The following is a 14,586-nucleotide window of genomic DNA, read 5'->3' on the forward strand; positions in this document are numbered from 1 at the left end:
GAGCACGGCTTTGGGGCGCCCTCCCTCGGAGGTTCAACCATGCGTGCTGCACGCGCTCTCCCGGTGGCCGTGGCCGCCTTCGCGGCGGTGGGGCTCTCGGCCCCGCTCGCCGCCGCCAACTTCGGCCCGAGCAACGTCACCGTCAACCCGAGCGCGGTGCACCCGGGCTCCACGCTGACGATCACGGCCAACGGCTGCGGCCACGGCGGCATCGTGACGTCCAACGCCTTTTCCCCCACGTCCCTGTCGGGCGGGGACACCGGTTTCGCGACCGCCAGAATCCATGACCACATCACGCCCGGGTCGTACAACCTGTCGGTCCGCTGCAACGACAACCCCAGGACCGAGACGCGCAGCTTCACGGTGCTCCCCGGCCGCGGCGCGATGGGCGGGCTCGGCGGCGCCGCCGGTCCGACCCAGACCGAGATGGCCGTCGGCGGGTCCCTGGTGGCGCTTGCCGCCATCGGCGGTGTCGTGTTCGTGGCACGGCGCCGCCGCACAGCCGGCGGGCGGATCTGACCGGCCGAACCTCCCGGACAGAGCCGAACCGCCGGTCGCCCCGAGTCCTGGCCAGGACTCGGGGCGACCGGCGGTTCACGGCTGTTCCGCGGGGCGGCCCCGATGGGGGTCGCCCTAGGGTCTGTCCGGCGGATCTGGCCGCCCGCGGTCCCGGAGAGGAAAATTCTTTCGCAGGCTTTTGAACGCTCGGGGGGCTGCCGCGCGTACCTAGGGCCATGAAAGGCGCACCCAGGCGCCACAACAAGAAGAGAATCAACGGGAGTTGACATGGCAACCTGGCGCAACGCCTCGCTCGCGGTGACGGCGGCGGCAGTACTGGCACTCACGGCGACGGCGTGCGGCCAGGACAAGGGAAGTGCCTCGCCCAAGGGCCAGCCGGTCGGCAACGCCGCCCAGGCCGCCGGCAGCGACACCGGCTACGGATACGGGGACGGCGGCTACGGCTCGGCGAACGGAGCGGCCTCCCAGACGGCCGCCAAGTCGGCCGGGCAGCTGGCCGTGTGGGACAGCAAGGAGCTGGGCAAGGTGGTGACCGACAGCGCCGGGTTCACGCTCTACCGCTTCGACAAGGACACCGCGAGTCCGCCCAAGTCGAATTGCGACGGCGACTGCGCGAAGCTGTGGCCGGCGGTGCCCGCGGGCAGCGCCGTCGCGGCCCCCGGCACCGACGCGAGCCTCATCGGCGAGGTGGCCCGCGCCGACGGCACCAAGCAGCTGACGATCGCCGGCTGGCCGATGTACCGGTACACCAAGGACACCAAGGCCGGCGACGCGATGGGACAGGGCGTGGGCGGCACCTGGCACGCCTCGGCCCCCGACGGCAAGAAGGCGGCGCCCTCCGCGGACAGCTCCGAGGCCGGGGCGGAGAAGCCGAGCCTGCCGGGTCTCTCGGTCCGCGACGACGCCAAGCTCGGCAAGATCATCGTTGATTCCCGCGGGATGACCGTCTACCGGTTCAAGAAGGACTCCGCCTGGCCCATGAAGTCGGCCTGCACCGGGGACTGCCTGAAGAAGTGGCCGGTGGTCGCGCCGGTGGAGAAGAAGGACACCGAGGGCATCATCCAGAAGGGCTTCGTCACCTTCGACCGGCCCGACGGCATCAAGCAGCAGTCCGTCAACTGCTGGCCGATCTACACCTACGCCGGCGACAGCAAGCCCGGTGACACCAACGGCCAGGGCGTGGGCGGCACCTGGTGGGCCGTGTCGCCCGAGGGGAAGCTGATCGCTACCACCAAGTAATCGCCCTCCCAAGGCCGTCGGCCCGTCACCGTGTCCCCCGCGCGGTGGCGGGTTCGACGTGCGCCCCGGGGATGTGACCGCATGGGTGTGTGACCAATAACGGATCGGCATTTTCCGTTTTTACTCGCCCTCCTGGCTGACGATCAGTAGCCTCAGCTCGAACACTGACCATGCACATGGCCATCACACCCCCCGCGGCGAGTTGTTGGAGACATAGATGGAGCGTCCTGCCTGGGCCCCTACGGGCATCGACATCTCGGTGCCGAGTGTGTCCCGCATCTACGACTACTACCTGGGCGGTTCGCACAACTTCGAGGTGGACCGGGAAGCCGCGCGCAAGGCCATGGAGTTCATTCCGGGGCTGCCCAAGGTGATGCAGGCGAACCGGGCGTTCATGCGGCGGGCGGTCCGCTTCGCCCTGGACCAGGGGGTCACGCAGTTCCTGGACATCGGCTCGGGCATCCCGACGTTCGGCAACGTCCACGAGGTCGCCCAGAGCGGCGCCCCCGAGGCGCGGGTCGTCTACGTCGACCACGACCCGGTCGCCGTCGCGCACAGCAGGGCCGTCCTGGAGGGCAACGAGCGGGCGGGCGTGGTCGCCGCCGATCTGCGCAAGCCGCAGGACATCCTCAGCAGCCCCGAGGTCGGCCGGCTGCTCGACCTGGAGCGGCCGGTCGCCCTGCTCCTGGTCGCGGTCCTGCACTTCGTGGAGGACGCGGACGACCCGCGCGCAGCGGTCGCCGCGCTGCGCGACGCGCTGGCCCCCGGCAGCCTGCTGATCCTCACCCACGCCGCGTACGAGGGCATCCCGCTCAGCGAGGACCGGGCCGGCGGCGCGGTGGGCGTCTACCGCACCATCCGCAACCCGCTGGTCATGCGCACCAGCGAGGAGATAGCCACCTTCTTCGACGGGTTCGAGATGGTCGCGCCCGGTCTGGTGCAGATGCCGATGTGGCGCCCGGAGAACTCGCCGGAGCAGGAAGACCCCTATGCCTTCTCGGGGTTCGCCGGCGTGGGACACATAGCGTGAGCACCCCGATCCAGGCGGACGGGCAGCCCGTCGATCCCGACGGCCCGGAGTCCAGGCTCAGACGGTTCGCCACGATCTGGAGCCGGGCGATCTTCCCGGTGACCGCCACCTCGCTGACCCGACCCGAGTTCGAGCGCCATCTGCTGCCGCTGGCCCGCCGGCTCATCGAGGCGCTGCACGGCCGCCACTTCGACCCGGCGCCCGCGCACGAGATCGGCGCCGCCCTGGTCGGCGCCCACTGCACCGACCCGGACGCGCTCAGCCGCACCCTCGGCGTGGTCGACTCCTACCTCGTCCTGTACTGCGGTACGGGCGGCGGACTGCGGGCCGAGGAGGCACGGGCCCGGTGCGCCCGCCTCCAGCACGCGCTGGCCGCCGGGTTCGCCCAGGCGCTGCGCGAACGCACCCTGAGCGAGCAGGAGGCCATCGCCCGCTCCGCGCTCTCCGCGCGCAGCGCCGCCGAGGAGGCCCTGCACACCACCGAGGCCCGGTTCCGCGCGATCTTCGAGGGCGCGGCCGTCGGCATCGGCATCGCCGACCTCGAAGGCCGCGTCCTGGAGGTCAACGAGACCCTCACCCGGATGTTCGGCGGCGTCGAGGGGCAGATCCGCAGCCGCAACGTCAGCGAGTGGGTGCACCCCGAGGACGCGCCGCAGGTCTGGAAGCTCTACGAGGAGCTGGTCCGGGGCGAGCGCGACCACTACCGGATCGAGAAGCCGTACTACCGGGGCGACGGCACCGTCCTGTGGACCAATCTGACGGTCTCGCTGCTGCGTGACGCCGAGGGCCGCCCGCAGTACCAGCTGGCCCTCCTTGAGGACACCACCGAGCGGCGGCTGCTGAACCTGCGGCTGCGCTACGAGGCCACCCACGACGCCCTGACCGGGCTGCCCAACCGCACCCTGTTCTTCGAGCGCCTCGACAAGGCGCTCGCGGCGGCCGGGGGCAAGCGCTTCGGGCTCTGCTACCTCGACCTCGACGGCTTCAAGGCGGTCAACGACAGCCTGGGCCACTCGGCGGGCGACCGGCTCCTGGTGGAGGTCGCCGACCGGCTGCAGAGCTGTGCGACCGGGCCCGGCGAGATGGTGGCGCGGCTCGGCGGCGACGAGTTCGTGGCCCTGACCACCGGCACCGACACCCTGCGCGAGGTCGACGAACTGGCCTCCCGCATCCTCAACGTGCTCTCCGCCCCGATCCGCCTGGAGGGCCGCGAGCTCACCGTGCGCGGCTCGATCGGCGTGGTCGAGGGCCCGGCGGGCGAGCGCGGCGCCGCAGAGGTGCTGCGCAGCGCCGACATCACGATGTACCGGGCCAAGGCCGCGGGCGGCAACCGCTTCGAGCGGGCCGACCCGGAGGCCGACGCCCGGGCGATCACCCGGCACGGGCTGACCAACGCGCTGCCGGCCGCGCTGGAGCGCGGTGAGTTCTTCATCGAGTACCAGCCGCTGGTGCACCTGGGCGACGGCAGTGTGCACGGGGCGGAGGCGCTGGTGCGCTGGTCGCATCCGCAGCACGGCGTGCTGGGCCCTGACCGGTTCATCCCGCTCGCCGAGCACACCGGTCTGATCGTGCCGCTGGGGCGCTGGGTGATGGCGGAGTCCGTACGCCAGGCGCGGTTCTGGCAGGAGCGCCACCCGGGTTCGCGGGCGGGCGGTCCGCTGCGGATCAATGTGAACCTCTCGCCGACGCAGCTGCACCACCCCGGTCTGGTGGCCGACACGGTGGAGGTCCTGGAGCGCTCCGGCCTGGAGCCGGGCGCCCTGTGCCTGGAGGTCACCGAGTCCGCGCTGATCGGCGCGGACGACGACCTGCTCAAGCCGCTGCGCCAGCTCGCGGACATGGGCGTGGACATCGCCCTGGACGACTTCGGCACCGGCTACTCCAACCTGGCGAACCTGCGCCGGCTCCCGGTGAGCGTGCTGAAGCTGGACCGCTCGTTCACCCAGTCCATGCAGCAGCACCCGGCCGACCCGGTCGACATCAAGATCGTCGAGGGGATCGTGTCACTCGCCCACAGTCTGCAACTGGCCGTGACCGTCGAGGGCGTGGAGACCGGGGCGCAGGCCGAGCAGCTGCGCGAGCTGGGCTGCGACACGGCCCAGGGCTGGTACTACGCCCGCCCGGGCGCCCCGGACCGCATTCACTCGCTGGCCCTCACGGACGCCGTCTGACCCGTACCGATGCTCAGCAGGACCCGCTGCAACTCCCGTGCGGCGCGCGGCGGGTCCACGTCACTGCGGTGGGCGAGCGCGATCGTGCGGCGCAGGCCCGGGCGGGCCAGCGGGGTGACCCGCAGGTCGCGGCCCGCCCGCGCGGCCACCATGCTCGGCACCACCGCGATGCCGAGCCCGGCCCGTACGAAGCCGAGCACCGCGTCCATCTCGCCGCCCTCCACCGTGAAGGCCGGCTCGAAGCCCTCGGCGCGGCAGGCCGCGACGGTGAGCTCGCGCAGGTCGTAGCCGTGCCGGAACATGACGAGCGGCGCCTCGCGCAGATCGCGGACGTGGACCCGCCCGTCGGTGCCGGGGGCGGGTTCGGCGGCGGCCGAGACCACCACCAGGTCCTCGTGGAAGAGCTCGACGCTGGTCAGCGCGGGGGAGCCGGGCGGCAGCGGGAGCACCACCAGGGCGAGGTCGAGCGCGCCGCGCGCCAGCTCCCGTACGAGGTCGTGCGAGCCGCCCTCCTCGATCAGGAGCTGGATGCCCGGGTGGCGGTCGTGGAAGGCGCGCAGCACGTCCGGCAGCAGGCCGGTGCACAGGCTCGGGGTGGCGCCGAGCCGCACCCGGCCGCGGCGGAGCTGGGCCAGCTCCTGCACCTCGATCCGGGCGGTGTCCGCGTCGGCCAGGATGCGGCGGGCCAGCGGCAGCAGTGCCTCGCCCGCGTCGGTGAGCGCGATGTTGCCCCGGGCGCGGCTGAACAGCTCGGCGCCCAGCTCCTTCTCCAGCGCCCTGATCTGCTGGGAGAGCGAGGGCTGCGCGACATGGACCTGCTCGGCGGCGCGGGTGAAGTGGCGGGTCTCCGCGACGGCCACGAAGTACAGGAGCTGCTGGAACTGCATGGGAACACGATAGGCCATGGCTATGGAAATGAGCGTATTCATGTCTTGGACCTCTCGGGACCTCCGGCCCTAGCGTCTATGACATGGCTCTGGCAACGCGGACGGACCGAAAACCGTCCTTGACGCGCACCGTGTGGGACTCCACCGTCGGCAAGAAGACGGTCATGGCCGTCAGCGGTCTGATCATGCTGACCTATCTGGCCGTCCACATGTTCGGCAACCTCAAGATCTTCTTCGGGGCGGGCGACTTCAACGGGTACGCGCACTGGCTGCGCACCGTCGGCGAGCCGTTCCTGCACTACGAGTGGGCGCTCTGGATCATCCGGGTGGTGCTGGTCGCGGCCGTCGTCGCGCACGCGGTCTCCGCGTACCAGCTGAGCCGGCGCGACATCAGGGCCCGCCCCAGCAAGTACGTGCACAAGCGGCCGCGCGCGAGCTACGCCACCCGCACCATGCGCTGGGGCGGGATCATCCTCGGACTCTTCATCGTCTGGCACGTCCTCGACCTGACCACCGGGACCGTGCACCCCGGCGGCTTCCAGTCCGGGCACCCTTACCAGAACGTGATCGACACCTTCTCCACCTGGTACGGGAACGTCATCTACATCGTGGCGATGCTCGCCCTCGGCCTGCACGTCCAGCACGGCTTCTGGAGCGCGGCCCAGACCCTCGGCGCGGGCAGCGCGGCCCGCGACCGGATCCTCAAGACCCTGGCCAACGTCCTCGCGCTGGTGCTGACCGCCGGCTTCATCGCCGTCCCCGTCGCCGTCATGACCGGAGTGGTGAGCTGAATGACCTTGTCCAACGACTACACGCGCTACACGCTCGGCGAGCCGATCGCCGACACCAAGGCGCCCGCCGGGCCCGTCGCCGAGCGCTGGGACACCCGCCGCTTCGAGGCGAAACTGGTCAACCCGGCCAACCGCCGCAAGCACACCGTGATCGTCGTCGGCACCGGACTCGCGGGCGGCTCGGCCGGCGCGACCCTGGCCGAACAGGGCTACCACGTCGTCCAGTTCTGCTTCCAGGACTCCCCGCGCCGCGCCCACTCCATCGCCGCGCAGGGCGGTATCAACGCCGCCAAGAACTACCGCAACGACGGCGACTCCATCCACCGCCTCTTCTACGACACCGTCAAGGGCGGTGACTTCAGGGCCCGCGAGTCCAACGTCCACCGTCTGGCGCAGATCTCCGTGGAGATCATCGACCAGTGCGTGGCCCAGGGCGTGCCCTTCGCGCGCGAGTACGGCGGACTCCTCGACACCCGCTCCTTCGGCGGCGTCCAGGTCTCCCGCACCTTCTACGCACGCGGCCAGACCGGCCAGCAGCTGCTGCTCGGCGCCTACCAGGCGCTGTCGCGCCAGATCGCCGCCGGGAACGTGGAGCTGCACGCCCGGACCGAGATGCTGGACCTGGTCGTGGTGGACGGGCGGGCGCGCGGCATCGTCGCCCGCGACCTGGTCACCGGCCGGATCGACACCTACTTCGCGGACGCGGTGGTGCTCGCCAGCGGCGGCTACGGCAATGTCTTCTACCTCTCCACCAACGCCATGAACTCCAACGCCACCGCGGTGTGGCGGGCCCACCGGCGCGGTGCCTACTTCGCCAACCCGTGCTTCACCCAGATCCACCCCACCTGCATCCCGCGCACCGGCGAGCACCAGTCCAAGCTCACCCTGATGAGCGAGTCGCTGCGCAACGACGGCCGGATCTGGGTGCCGAAGGCCAAGGGCGACACCCGGCCCGCCGCCGAGATCCCCGAGGACGAGCGCGACTACTACCTGGAGCGGATCTACCCCTCCTTCGGCAACCTGGTCCCGCGTGACATCGCCTCGCGCGCCGCCAAGAACGTCTGCGACGAGGGCCGCGGGGTCGGCCCCGGCGGCCAGGGCGTCTACCTCGACTTCGCGGACGCCATCGCGCGGATGGGGCGCGACAAGGTCGAGGAGCAGTACGGCAACCTCTTCGAGATGTACGAGCGGATCACCGCGGAGAACCCGTACGAGGTGCCGATGCGGATCTATCCGGCCGTGCACTACACGATGGGCGGGCTGTGGGTCGACTACGACCTCCAGACCACCGTCCCGGGGCTCTTCGCGATCGGCGAGGCCAACTTCTCCGACCACGGCGCCAACCGGCTCGGCGCCTCGGCCCTGATGCAGGGCCTGGCCGACGGCTACTTCGTGCTCCCCTCCACCATCAACGACTATCTGGCGCGCAACCCGCACCAGGAGCCGGTCACCGCCGAGCACCCGGCGGTCGCGGAGGCGGTCGCCGAGACCGAGGACCGGCTCAACCTGCTGCTCGCCGTGAACGGCGACCGCACCCCCGACTCCTTCCACCGCGAGATCGGTGAACTGATGTGGGAGCACTGCGGAATGGCCCGCACCGAGGAGGGGCTGCGCAAGGCGCTGGAGCGGATCCCGCAGATCCGCGACGAGTTCTGGCGCCGCATCAAGGTCCCGGGCACCGGCGAGGAGTTCAACCAGTCCCTGGAGAAGGCCAACCGCATCGTCGACTACCTGGAGCTCGCCGAGCTGATGTGCCTCGACGCGCTGCACCGCGCCGAGTCCTGCGGCGGCCACTTCCGCGAGGAGTCCCAGACCCCGGACGGCGAGGCGGCCCGGCGCGACGAGGAGTTCTCGTACGCCGCCGCCTGGGAGTTCGGGAAAACCGGCGCCGCCCCCGTCCTGCACAAGGAAGACCTCGTCTTCGAGTACGTCCACCCCACCCAGCGGAGCTACGCATGAAGCTCACCCTGCGCGTCTGGCGGCAGCGGAACGCCGACGCCGACGGAGCGATGTCCACCTACGAAGTGGACGGCATCTCGGCCGACATGTCCTTCCTGGAGATGCTCGACACGCTCAACGAGGAGCTCATCCTCGACGGAGAGGACCCGGTCGCCTTCGACCACGACTGCCGCGAGGGCATCTGCGGCGCGTGCAGTCTGGTCATCAACGGCGACGCGCACGGGCCCGAGCGCACCACCACCTGCCAGCTGCACATGAGGGCGTTCAAGGACGGCGACACCATCGACGTCGAGCCGTGGCGGGCCTCGGCCTTCCCGGTCGTCAAGGACCTCGTGGTGGACCGGTCGGCCTTCGACCGCATCATCCAGGCGGGCGGCTACATCAGCGCCCCGACGGGAGCCGCGCCCGAGGCGCATGCCACGCCGGTGCCCAAGCCCGACGCGGACTCCGCCTTCGAGCACGCCGAGTGCATCGGCTGCGGCGCCTGCGTGGCGGCCTGTCCCAACGGCTCGGCGATGCTCTTCACCTCGGCCAAGGTCAACCATCTGAACGTGCTGCCGCAGGGTGCGCCCGAGCGCGAGACCCGGGTGCTCGACATGGTCGGCCAGATGGACGCGGAGGGCTTCGGCGGCTGCACCCTCACCGGTGAGTGCGCCACGGCCTGCCCCAAGGGCATCCCGCTGCCGTCGATCGCGGCGATGAACAAGGAGTGGCTGCGCGCGACCCGGAAGGCGAGGAAGGTCGGCCGCTGAGGCGGGACGCGGTGGGTGTGCCCCGGACCCTGGTCCGGGGCACACGCCTGCGCCGTACGGCTCAGCTCGTCACGGTGATCTGCTGGGCCGCGTCGGTGGTGTCCGTGACGTCGTAGGCGGCGGAGAAGGTCGCCGTCTGATTGCCGGTCGGACAGAGGAACCCACCCGTACCGGTGGCCGCCACGGGTGCGTTCGCGATGGCGAGTCTGGACGGGGCGCCGTTGGTCCAGGTGCCGTTGACGCTGGTGGGGCCGGTGGGCGAGGTGGTGAGCGTACAGCTGGCCAGGCCGCTCGTCTTGATGACGACCCCGCCCTTGGGCATGGTGAGCGCGGCCGAGATGGGCGACCCGTACTGGGCCGAGATGCTCCACTGGCCGTTGGTGGCGTTGCTGGTGACCGTCACACCGACGCCGAAGATGCTGGTGGTGCAGCCGCTGAAGGTCGGCGGGTTGCTGGGGGCGGAGACGGGTCCCGCGGCGTTGTGGTTGCCGGGGGCGGCGGGGACCTTGTTGGTGGCCGTGCCGTTGGGGACCGACGCGGAGACCGTGCAGGTCATGGTGGTGGAACCGGCCGTGAAGGTGGCCTTGCCGCTGAGCTTGGCGGCGAAGGAGTGGCCGGCCGGGGTCACCGTGGTGGACCCGGCGGAGAGGGCGCCGGCGGCGGTGGTGGCGCCGAGGGTGAGCGCGGCCGCGGCGGCGAGCAGGGCCGCCGGGGTCCGCAAGGTGCGAAGTGCCATGGGGGGCTCCTCGTTCGAATGACTTCGATGGGGTGGGGGTGCGAGGAGGAACTCGGGTGACGTCGAACCCTGGTGAACTTGAGAGTAAGTCCGCTTTTACGGGTCGAACAGCCGGGGATCCGCCATGAATTGACGGACCGTCAGCTTGTTGTCCGGTGAGGTTCTGCTACTGATCGCGCCGCTCCGCGCTCCGGCGTCGGTCTCCGAACGCCTTCGCCAGATAGGGAGCGGTGCGCCCCACCCCGGCCGAGGCGACCTCGCGCGGCGGGCCCGCCGCCACGATCCTGCCGCCCGCGTCGCCGCCGCCGGGCCCGAGGTCGACCACCCAGTCCGCGCCCGCCACCACCGTCATGTCGTGCTCGACGACCACCACCGAGTGCCCCGCGTCGACCAGCCCGTGCAACTGCCGCAGCAGCACCTCGACATCGGCCGGGTGCAGACCCGTCGTCGGCTCGTCCAGCAGGTACAGCGTGTGCTCACGCCGCACCCGCTGGAGCTCGGACGCCAGCTTGATGCGCTGGGCCTCGCCGCCGGAGAGCTCGGTGGCGGGCTGCCCGAGGCGCAGATAGCCCAGGCCCACGTCGAGCAGCGCGGTCAGGCTCCGGGCGGCGGCCGGGGTGTCGGCGAAGAACTCCGCCGCCGCCTCCACCGTCAGGTCGAGCACCTCGGCGATGGTGCGGCCCCGGTGGGTGACCTCCAGCGTCTCGGGGTTGTACCGGGCGCCGTGGCAGTCCGGGCAGGGCGCGTACGTACTCGGCAGGAACAGCAGCTCCACCGAGACGGACCCCTCGCCCTGGCAGGTCTCGCAGCGCCCGCCGGGCACGTTGAACGAGAACCGGCCCGCCCTGTAGCCGCGCGCCCGCGCCTCCTCGGTGGCGGTGAAGAGTTTCCGCACGACGTCGAAGAGGCCGGTGTACGTGGCGAGGTTGGACCGGGGGGTGCGTCCGATCGGCTTCTGATCGACCGTCACCAGCCGTCCCACACCGGGCAGTTCCTCGGTGACCTCGCCCATCAGCGTGGACTTCCCCGAGCCCGAGACACCCGTCACCGCGGTGAAGACGCCCAGCGGCAGCCCGGCCGTCAGGCCGCGCAGATTGTGCCGGGTCACCGGGCCGACCTTCAGCCATCCCGAAGGCGCGCGCACCTCGCGCACCGGCGCGGGCGCGGTGTCGAAGAGGAAGCGGCGGGTCTGCGACCCGGCCACCTCGGCCAGCGCCCGCGGCGGCCCGCTGTGCAGCACCTGACCGCCGTGCACACCGGCGTGCGGACCCACGTCCACCAGCCAGTCGGCGTGCCGCACCACATCGAGGTGGTGCTCGACGACGAACACCGAGTTCCCGGCCGCCTTGAGCCGGTCGAGGACCGTGAGCAGGGCTTCCGTGTCGGCCGGGTGCAGTCCCGCCGACGGCTCGTCCAGCACGTACACCACCCCGAAGAGTCCCGACCGCAGCTGGGTGGCGAGCCGCAGCCGCTGCAACTCCCCGGCGGAGAGGGTGGGCGCGGTCCGGTCCAGGCTGAGATAGCCGAGGCCGAGCTCGGTGACGGGGCCGATCCGGCTCAGCAGGTCGGCCGTCAGGACCTCGGCCGGGGGCCCGCCGTCGGCCGAACGCAGCACCTCGGCGAGGGAGTCGAGGGGGAGCGCGGCCAGCTCCGCGACGGTACGTCCTGCGAAGGTGACCGCGAGGGCCTCCGGCCGCAGCCGGCTGCCGCCGCAGACCGGGCAGTCGGCGGCGGTGAGGAAGCGCTCGGCCTTGGTCCGCAGCGTCGGGCTCCTGCTCTCGGCGAACGTCTTCATCACATAGCGGTGGGCGCTCATGTACGTGCCCTGGTACGGGCGTTGGATGCGGCCCGCCTCGCGCACCGGGTGCACGGTGACCACCGGCTGCTCGTCGGTGAACAGGATCCACCTGCGGTCGGCCGGGTCGAGCTCGCGCCAGGGGCGGTCGACGTCGTATCCGAGCGTGTCGAGGACGTCGCGCAGGTTCTTGCCCTGCCAGGCACCCGGCCAGGCCGCGATCGCGCCCTCGCGGATCGAGAGCGACGGGTCGGGGACGAGCAGCTCCTCGCTGGTGCGGTGGACGCGGCCCAGGCCGTGGCACTCGGGGCAGGCGCCGGCGGCCGTGTTGGGCGAGAACGCGTCCGAGTCCAGGCGCTCGGCGCCCGGCGGGTAGGTGCCCGCGCGGGAGAACAGCATGCGCAGCGAGTTGGAGAGCGTGGTGACCGTGCCGACCGAGGAGCGCGAGGTCGGCGAGGAGCGCCGCTGCTCCAGCGAGACGGCGGGCGGCAGCCCCGAGATCTCCGCGACCTTCGGCGCGCCCACCTGGTGGATCAGCCGCCGGGCGTACGGCGCCACCGACTCGAAGTAGCGCCGCTGGGCCTCCGCGTAGATCGTCCCGAAGGCGAGCGAGGACTTGCCCGAGCCGGACACCCCGGTGAAGACCGCCAGCGCGTCCCGGGGGATGTCCACGTCGACCCCGCGCAGATTGTGCTCGCGGGCGCCCCTGACCCGGACGTAGGGATCGTGGGCGCGGTCGCCCGGGTCGCTGTCGGGTCGCGCGGGGTTTCGCATACCGGAAATTCTAGGCGGCCTCGCTGGTCAGGCCCGCGAGCCGGGCGAGCCGACGGTAGGAGTCCCGCATGGCCGTGCGGTCGTACGTACTCGTGGTGACCAGGTACTCGTCGGCCGCGCTGCGCGCGAGCAGCTTCTCCAGGGCGTCCGCGACCTCGTCCTCGGTGCCGTGGATCTGGCCGCGCAGGGCCTCCTCGTACAGCGTCCGTTCGCGCTCCGTCATCGTCACCGCGGCGATCTCCTCGGCGGGGGAGAGCGGCGGGAAGGCGCCCCGGGTGCGCGAGTACGCCGTGGACCACGCCTCGGGGAGCAGGATGCGGTGGGCCTCCTCGGTCGTGCCGGCCACCGCGACCGTGCCGGAGAGCACCACATACGGGTGCTCGCTCCAGGCCGAGGGGCGGAAGGCCTCGCGGTAGTCGTCGATGACCCGCAGCATCGCGTCCTCGCCGCGCACATTGGCGATGACCAGCGGCAGCCCGGCCTCGGCGGCCAGCAGGGCGCCCTGGCCGGTGGCGAGGACGAACGCGGGGACGCGCAGGCCTTCGGCGGGGCGCGCGTGCACCTGCGGATGGGCCGTCTGCGTACCGTCGAAGTAGCCCAGGAGCTCGGCCAGCTGCCCCGGGAACGCGTCGGCGTCCTCCTTGTCGCGGCCCAGCGCCTTGCGGATCCCGTCCGTGAACCCGACCGAGCGGCCCAGGCCCATGTCGATCCGGCCGGGGAACAGCGACTCCAGTACGCCGAACTGCTCGGCGACCACGAGCGGTTGGTGGTTGGGGAGCATCACCCCGCCCGTGCCGACCCGGATCACGGAGGTCGCACCGGCGACGGCGGCGGCGAGCACGGTCGGCGCGGAGCCCGCGACCCCCGGCACGCTGTGGTGCTCGGAGACCCAGAAGCGGTGGTAGCCGAGCCGTTCCGCCTCCTTCGCGAAGGCCACGGTGTCCCGCAGCGCCTGCGGGCCGTGGTGGCCCGCGCGGATACGGGAACGGTCCAGGACGGAGAAGCGCGTCGACGCGATCACTGAGCTCACACAGGCTTCAACGTCTGTGCGGCGCCAGGATTCCCTAGGCTGGACGCATGACGGAGAACAGCAGGCCACTGGCCGTATTCGACCTGGACGGCACGCTCGCGGACAGCGGTCATCGCCAGCACTTCCTGGAGGGCGCCAGGCGCGACTGGAAGGCCTTCTTCGCCGCCGCCCCGGCCGATCCGCCGCTGGCGGAGGGCATCGCGCTGTGTCTGACGGCCGCCGAGGAGTGCGAGGTCGTCTACCTCACCGGCAGGCCGGAGCGCTGCCGCCGGGACACCCTGGTGTGGCTGGCCGCCCAGGGTCTGCCCGAGGGGGCGCTCCATATGCGGCCCAACGCCGACCGCAGGCCCGCCCGGACCACCAAGCTGGAGCTTCTGCGCCGCCTCGGCGCCCGGCGCGAGGTGCGGATGCTGGTCGACGACGACGAGCTGGTGTGCGACGCCGCCGAACGGGCGGGCTTCCGGGTCGTACGGGCCCGGTGGACGGCCCCGTCCGAGGCGATGCGGGACGCGCAGGAGCGGGAGGGGCGGACCTGAGCGGGCGGGGTCCGCCGGACCCCGCCGCCCCGGCCGTCACACCTCCTGGTCGTCGTCCAGCCGGAAGCCGACCTTCAGGCCCACCTGGTAGTGCTCGATCTGCCCGTCGGCGATCTGGCCGCGTACTTGGGTCACCTCGAACCAGTCGAGATTGCGCAAGGTCTGCGCGGCGCGGGCGACGCCGTTGCGGATGGCCTGGTCGACGCCCTCGGGGGAGGTGCCGACGATCTCGGTCACGCGGTACGTGTGGTTGGACATGGAGGTGCACTCCTCTTCGTCGCGTCCCTCCACCGTGCCCCACCTCGCGCCGGTTCGCGAGGCGTCGGACGGGGGACGGGTGCGGCCTCGGTTCCGTAACGGGGCTTGA

13 protein-coding genes are annotated in these 14,586 nt (G+C 71.8%); 8 read left to right on the top strand and 5 right to left on the bottom strand.

Annotated elements, in window-relative coordinates; all coding sequences use genetic code 11:
- The first annotated feature begins 39 nt into the window (after nt 1–39).
- The 4 genes from A8W25_RS28940 to A8W25_RS28955 all read left to right on the top strand — a co-directional run bounded on the left by A8W25_RS28940 (nt 40) and on the right by A8W25_RS28955 (nt 4,959).
- The gene (locus tag A8W25_RS28940; RefSeq protein ID WP_067166861.1) at nt 40–519 is read left to right on the top strand and encodes a hypothetical protein; all 480 of its coding nucleotides are present in this window, start codon (nt 40–42) and stop codon (nt 517–519) included.
- Between the two features lie 267 nt (nt 520–786).
- Nucleotides 787–1,758 (top strand): SCO0930 family lipoprotein, encoded by a 972-nt coding sequence (locus A8W25_RS28945; RefSeq protein WP_067166864.1) that lies wholly within the window; start codon nt 787–789, stop codon nt 1,756–1,758.
- 217 nt (nt 1,759–1,975) lie between these two features.
- Nucleotides 1,976–2,788: an SAM-dependent methyltransferase gene (locus A8W25_RS28950; protein ID WP_067166867.1), complete on the top strand. Its 813-nt coding sequence runs from the start codon at nt 1,976–1,978 to the stop codon at nt 2,786–2,788.
- Nucleotides 2,785–4,959 carry a putative bifunctional diguanylate cyclase/phosphodiesterase gene (locus A8W25_RS28955; RefSeq protein WP_067166869.1) on the top strand — a complete coding sequence of 725 codons (2,175 nt, stop codon included), beginning with the start codon at nt 2,785–2,787 and terminating at the stop codon, nt 4,957–4,959. The genes A8W25_RS28950 and A8W25_RS28955 overlap by 4 nt, the downstream gene beginning before the upstream one ends.
- Here A8W25_RS28955 and A8W25_RS28960 read toward each other — a convergent pair.
- Entirely contained in the window at nt 4,929–5,846 is a 918-nt protein-coding gene (locus A8W25_RS28960; RefSeq protein ID WP_067167368.1) for a LysR family transcriptional regulator, read from the bottom strand. The genes A8W25_RS28955 and A8W25_RS28960 overlap by 31 nt on opposite strands.
- An 83-nt stretch (nt 5,847–5,929) precedes the next feature.
- Here A8W25_RS28960 and A8W25_RS28965 point away from each other — a divergent pair, with 83 nt between their 5' ends.
- The 3 genes from A8W25_RS28965 to A8W25_RS28975 are packed head-to-tail and all read left to right on the top strand — an operon-like array spanning nt 5,930 to nt 9,348.
- Entirely contained in the window at nt 5,930–6,637 is a 708-nt protein-coding gene (locus A8W25_RS28965; protein ID WP_079126462.1) for a succinate dehydrogenase, read from the top strand.
- Nucleotides 6,638–8,596 (top strand): fumarate reductase/succinate dehydrogenase flavoprotein subunit, encoded by a 1,959-nt coding sequence (locus A8W25_RS28970; protein ID WP_067166874.1) that lies wholly within the window; start codon nt 6,638–6,640, stop codon nt 8,594–8,596.
- Nucleotides 8,593–9,348: a succinate dehydrogenase/fumarate reductase iron-sulfur subunit gene (locus A8W25_RS28975; protein WP_067166876.1), complete on the top strand. Its 756-nt coding sequence runs from the start codon at nt 8,593–8,595 to the stop codon at nt 9,346–9,348. Before A8W25_RS28970 ends, A8W25_RS28975 begins: the two co-directional genes overlap by 4 nt.
- Before the next feature lie 61 nt (nt 9,349–9,409).
- On the opposite strand, the gene A8W25_RS28980 is transcribed toward A8W25_RS28975, so the two are convergent.
- The 3 genes from A8W25_RS28980 to A8W25_RS28990 form a co-directional block, all read right to left on the bottom strand.
- Nucleotides 9,410–10,084, bottom strand: a complete 675-nt coding sequence (locus A8W25_RS28980; RefSeq protein ID WP_067166879.1) for a hypothetical protein — start codon at nt 10,082–10,084, stop codon at nt 9,410–9,412.
- Between the two features lie 166 nt (nt 10,085–10,250).
- Nucleotides 10,251–12,653 carry an ATP-binding cassette domain-containing protein gene (locus tag A8W25_RS28985; protein ID WP_067166882.1) on the bottom strand — a complete coding sequence of 801 codons (2,403 nt, stop codon included), beginning with the start codon at nt 12,651–12,653 and terminating at the stop codon, nt 10,251–10,253.
- Nucleotides 12,654–12,663: 10 nt separating this feature from the next.
- On the bottom strand, nt 12,664–13,683 hold the full coding sequence (locus tag A8W25_RS28990; RefSeq protein WP_067166884.1) for an LLM class flavin-dependent oxidoreductase: 1,020 nt from the start codon (nt 13,681–13,683) through the stop codon (nt 12,664–12,666).
- Between the two features lie 47 nt (nt 13,684–13,730).
- On the opposite strand from A8W25_RS28990, the gene A8W25_RS28995 reads away from it, so the two are divergent.
- On the top strand, nt 13,731–14,219 hold the full coding sequence (locus A8W25_RS28995; protein WP_067166886.1) for a hypothetical protein: 489 nt from the start codon (nt 13,731–13,733) through the stop codon (nt 14,217–14,219).
- A gap of 36 nt (nt 14,220–14,255) precedes the next feature.
- On the opposite strand, the gene A8W25_RS29000 is transcribed toward A8W25_RS28995, so the two are convergent.
- Nucleotides 14,256–14,477 carry a dodecin gene (locus A8W25_RS29000; RefSeq protein ID WP_067166888.1) on the bottom strand — a complete coding sequence of 74 codons (222 nt, stop codon included), beginning with the start codon at nt 14,475–14,477 and terminating at the stop codon, nt 14,256–14,258.
- Between the last annotated feature and the right edge of the window lie 109 nt (nt 14,478–14,586).

Source organism: Streptomyces sp. ERV7, from assembly GCF_001653515.1.
In the GTDB taxonomy this organism is placed as follows: Bacteria; Actinomycetota; Actinomycetes; order Streptomycetales; family Streptomycetaceae; genus Streptomyces.

Excerpts from the sequence above, each read along its gene's own strand:
- A8W25_RS28985 (WP_067166882.1), bottom strand. The coding sequence starts at position 12,653 with ATGCGAAACCCCGCGCGACCCGACAGCGACCCGGGCGACCGCGCCCAC.
- A8W25_RS28960 (WP_067167368.1), bottom strand. The coding sequence starts at position 5,846 with ATGCAGTTCCAGCAGCTCCTGTACTTCGTGGCCGTCGCGGAGACCCGC.
- A8W25_RS28940 (WP_067166861.1), top strand. The coding sequence starts at position 40 with ATGCGTGCTGCACGCGCTCTCCCGGTGGCCGTGGCCGCCTTCGCGGCG.
- A8W25_RS28965 (WP_079126462.1), top strand. The coding sequence starts at position 5,930 with ATGGCTCTGGCAACGCGGACGGACCGAAAACCGTCCTTGACGCGCACC.
- A8W25_RS28950 (WP_067166867.1), top strand. The coding sequence starts at position 1,976 with ATGGAGCGTCCTGCCTGGGCCCCTACGGGCATCGACATCTCGGTGCCG.
- A8W25_RS28945 (WP_067166864.1), top strand. The coding sequence starts at position 787 with ATGGCAACCTGGCGCAACGCCTCGCTCGCGGTGACGGCGGCGGCAGTA.
- A8W25_RS28980 (WP_067166879.1), bottom strand. The coding sequence starts at position 10,084 with ATGGCACTTCGCACCTTGCGGACCCCGGCGGCCCTGCTCGCCGCCGCG.
- A8W25_RS28970 (WP_067166874.1), top strand. The coding sequence starts at position 6,638 with ATGACCTTGTCCAACGACTACACGCGCTACACGCTCGGCGAGCCGATC.
- A8W25_RS28995 (WP_067166886.1), top strand. The coding sequence starts at position 13,731 with ATGACGGAGAACAGCAGGCCACTGGCCGTATTCGACCTGGACGGCACG.
- A8W25_RS28975 (WP_067166876.1), top strand. The coding sequence starts at position 8,593 with ATGAAGCTCACCCTGCGCGTCTGGCGGCAGCGGAACGCCGACGCCGAC.
- A8W25_RS29000 (WP_067166888.1), bottom strand. The coding sequence starts at position 14,477 with ATGTCCAACCACACGTACCGCGTGACCGAGATCGTCGGCACCTCCCCC.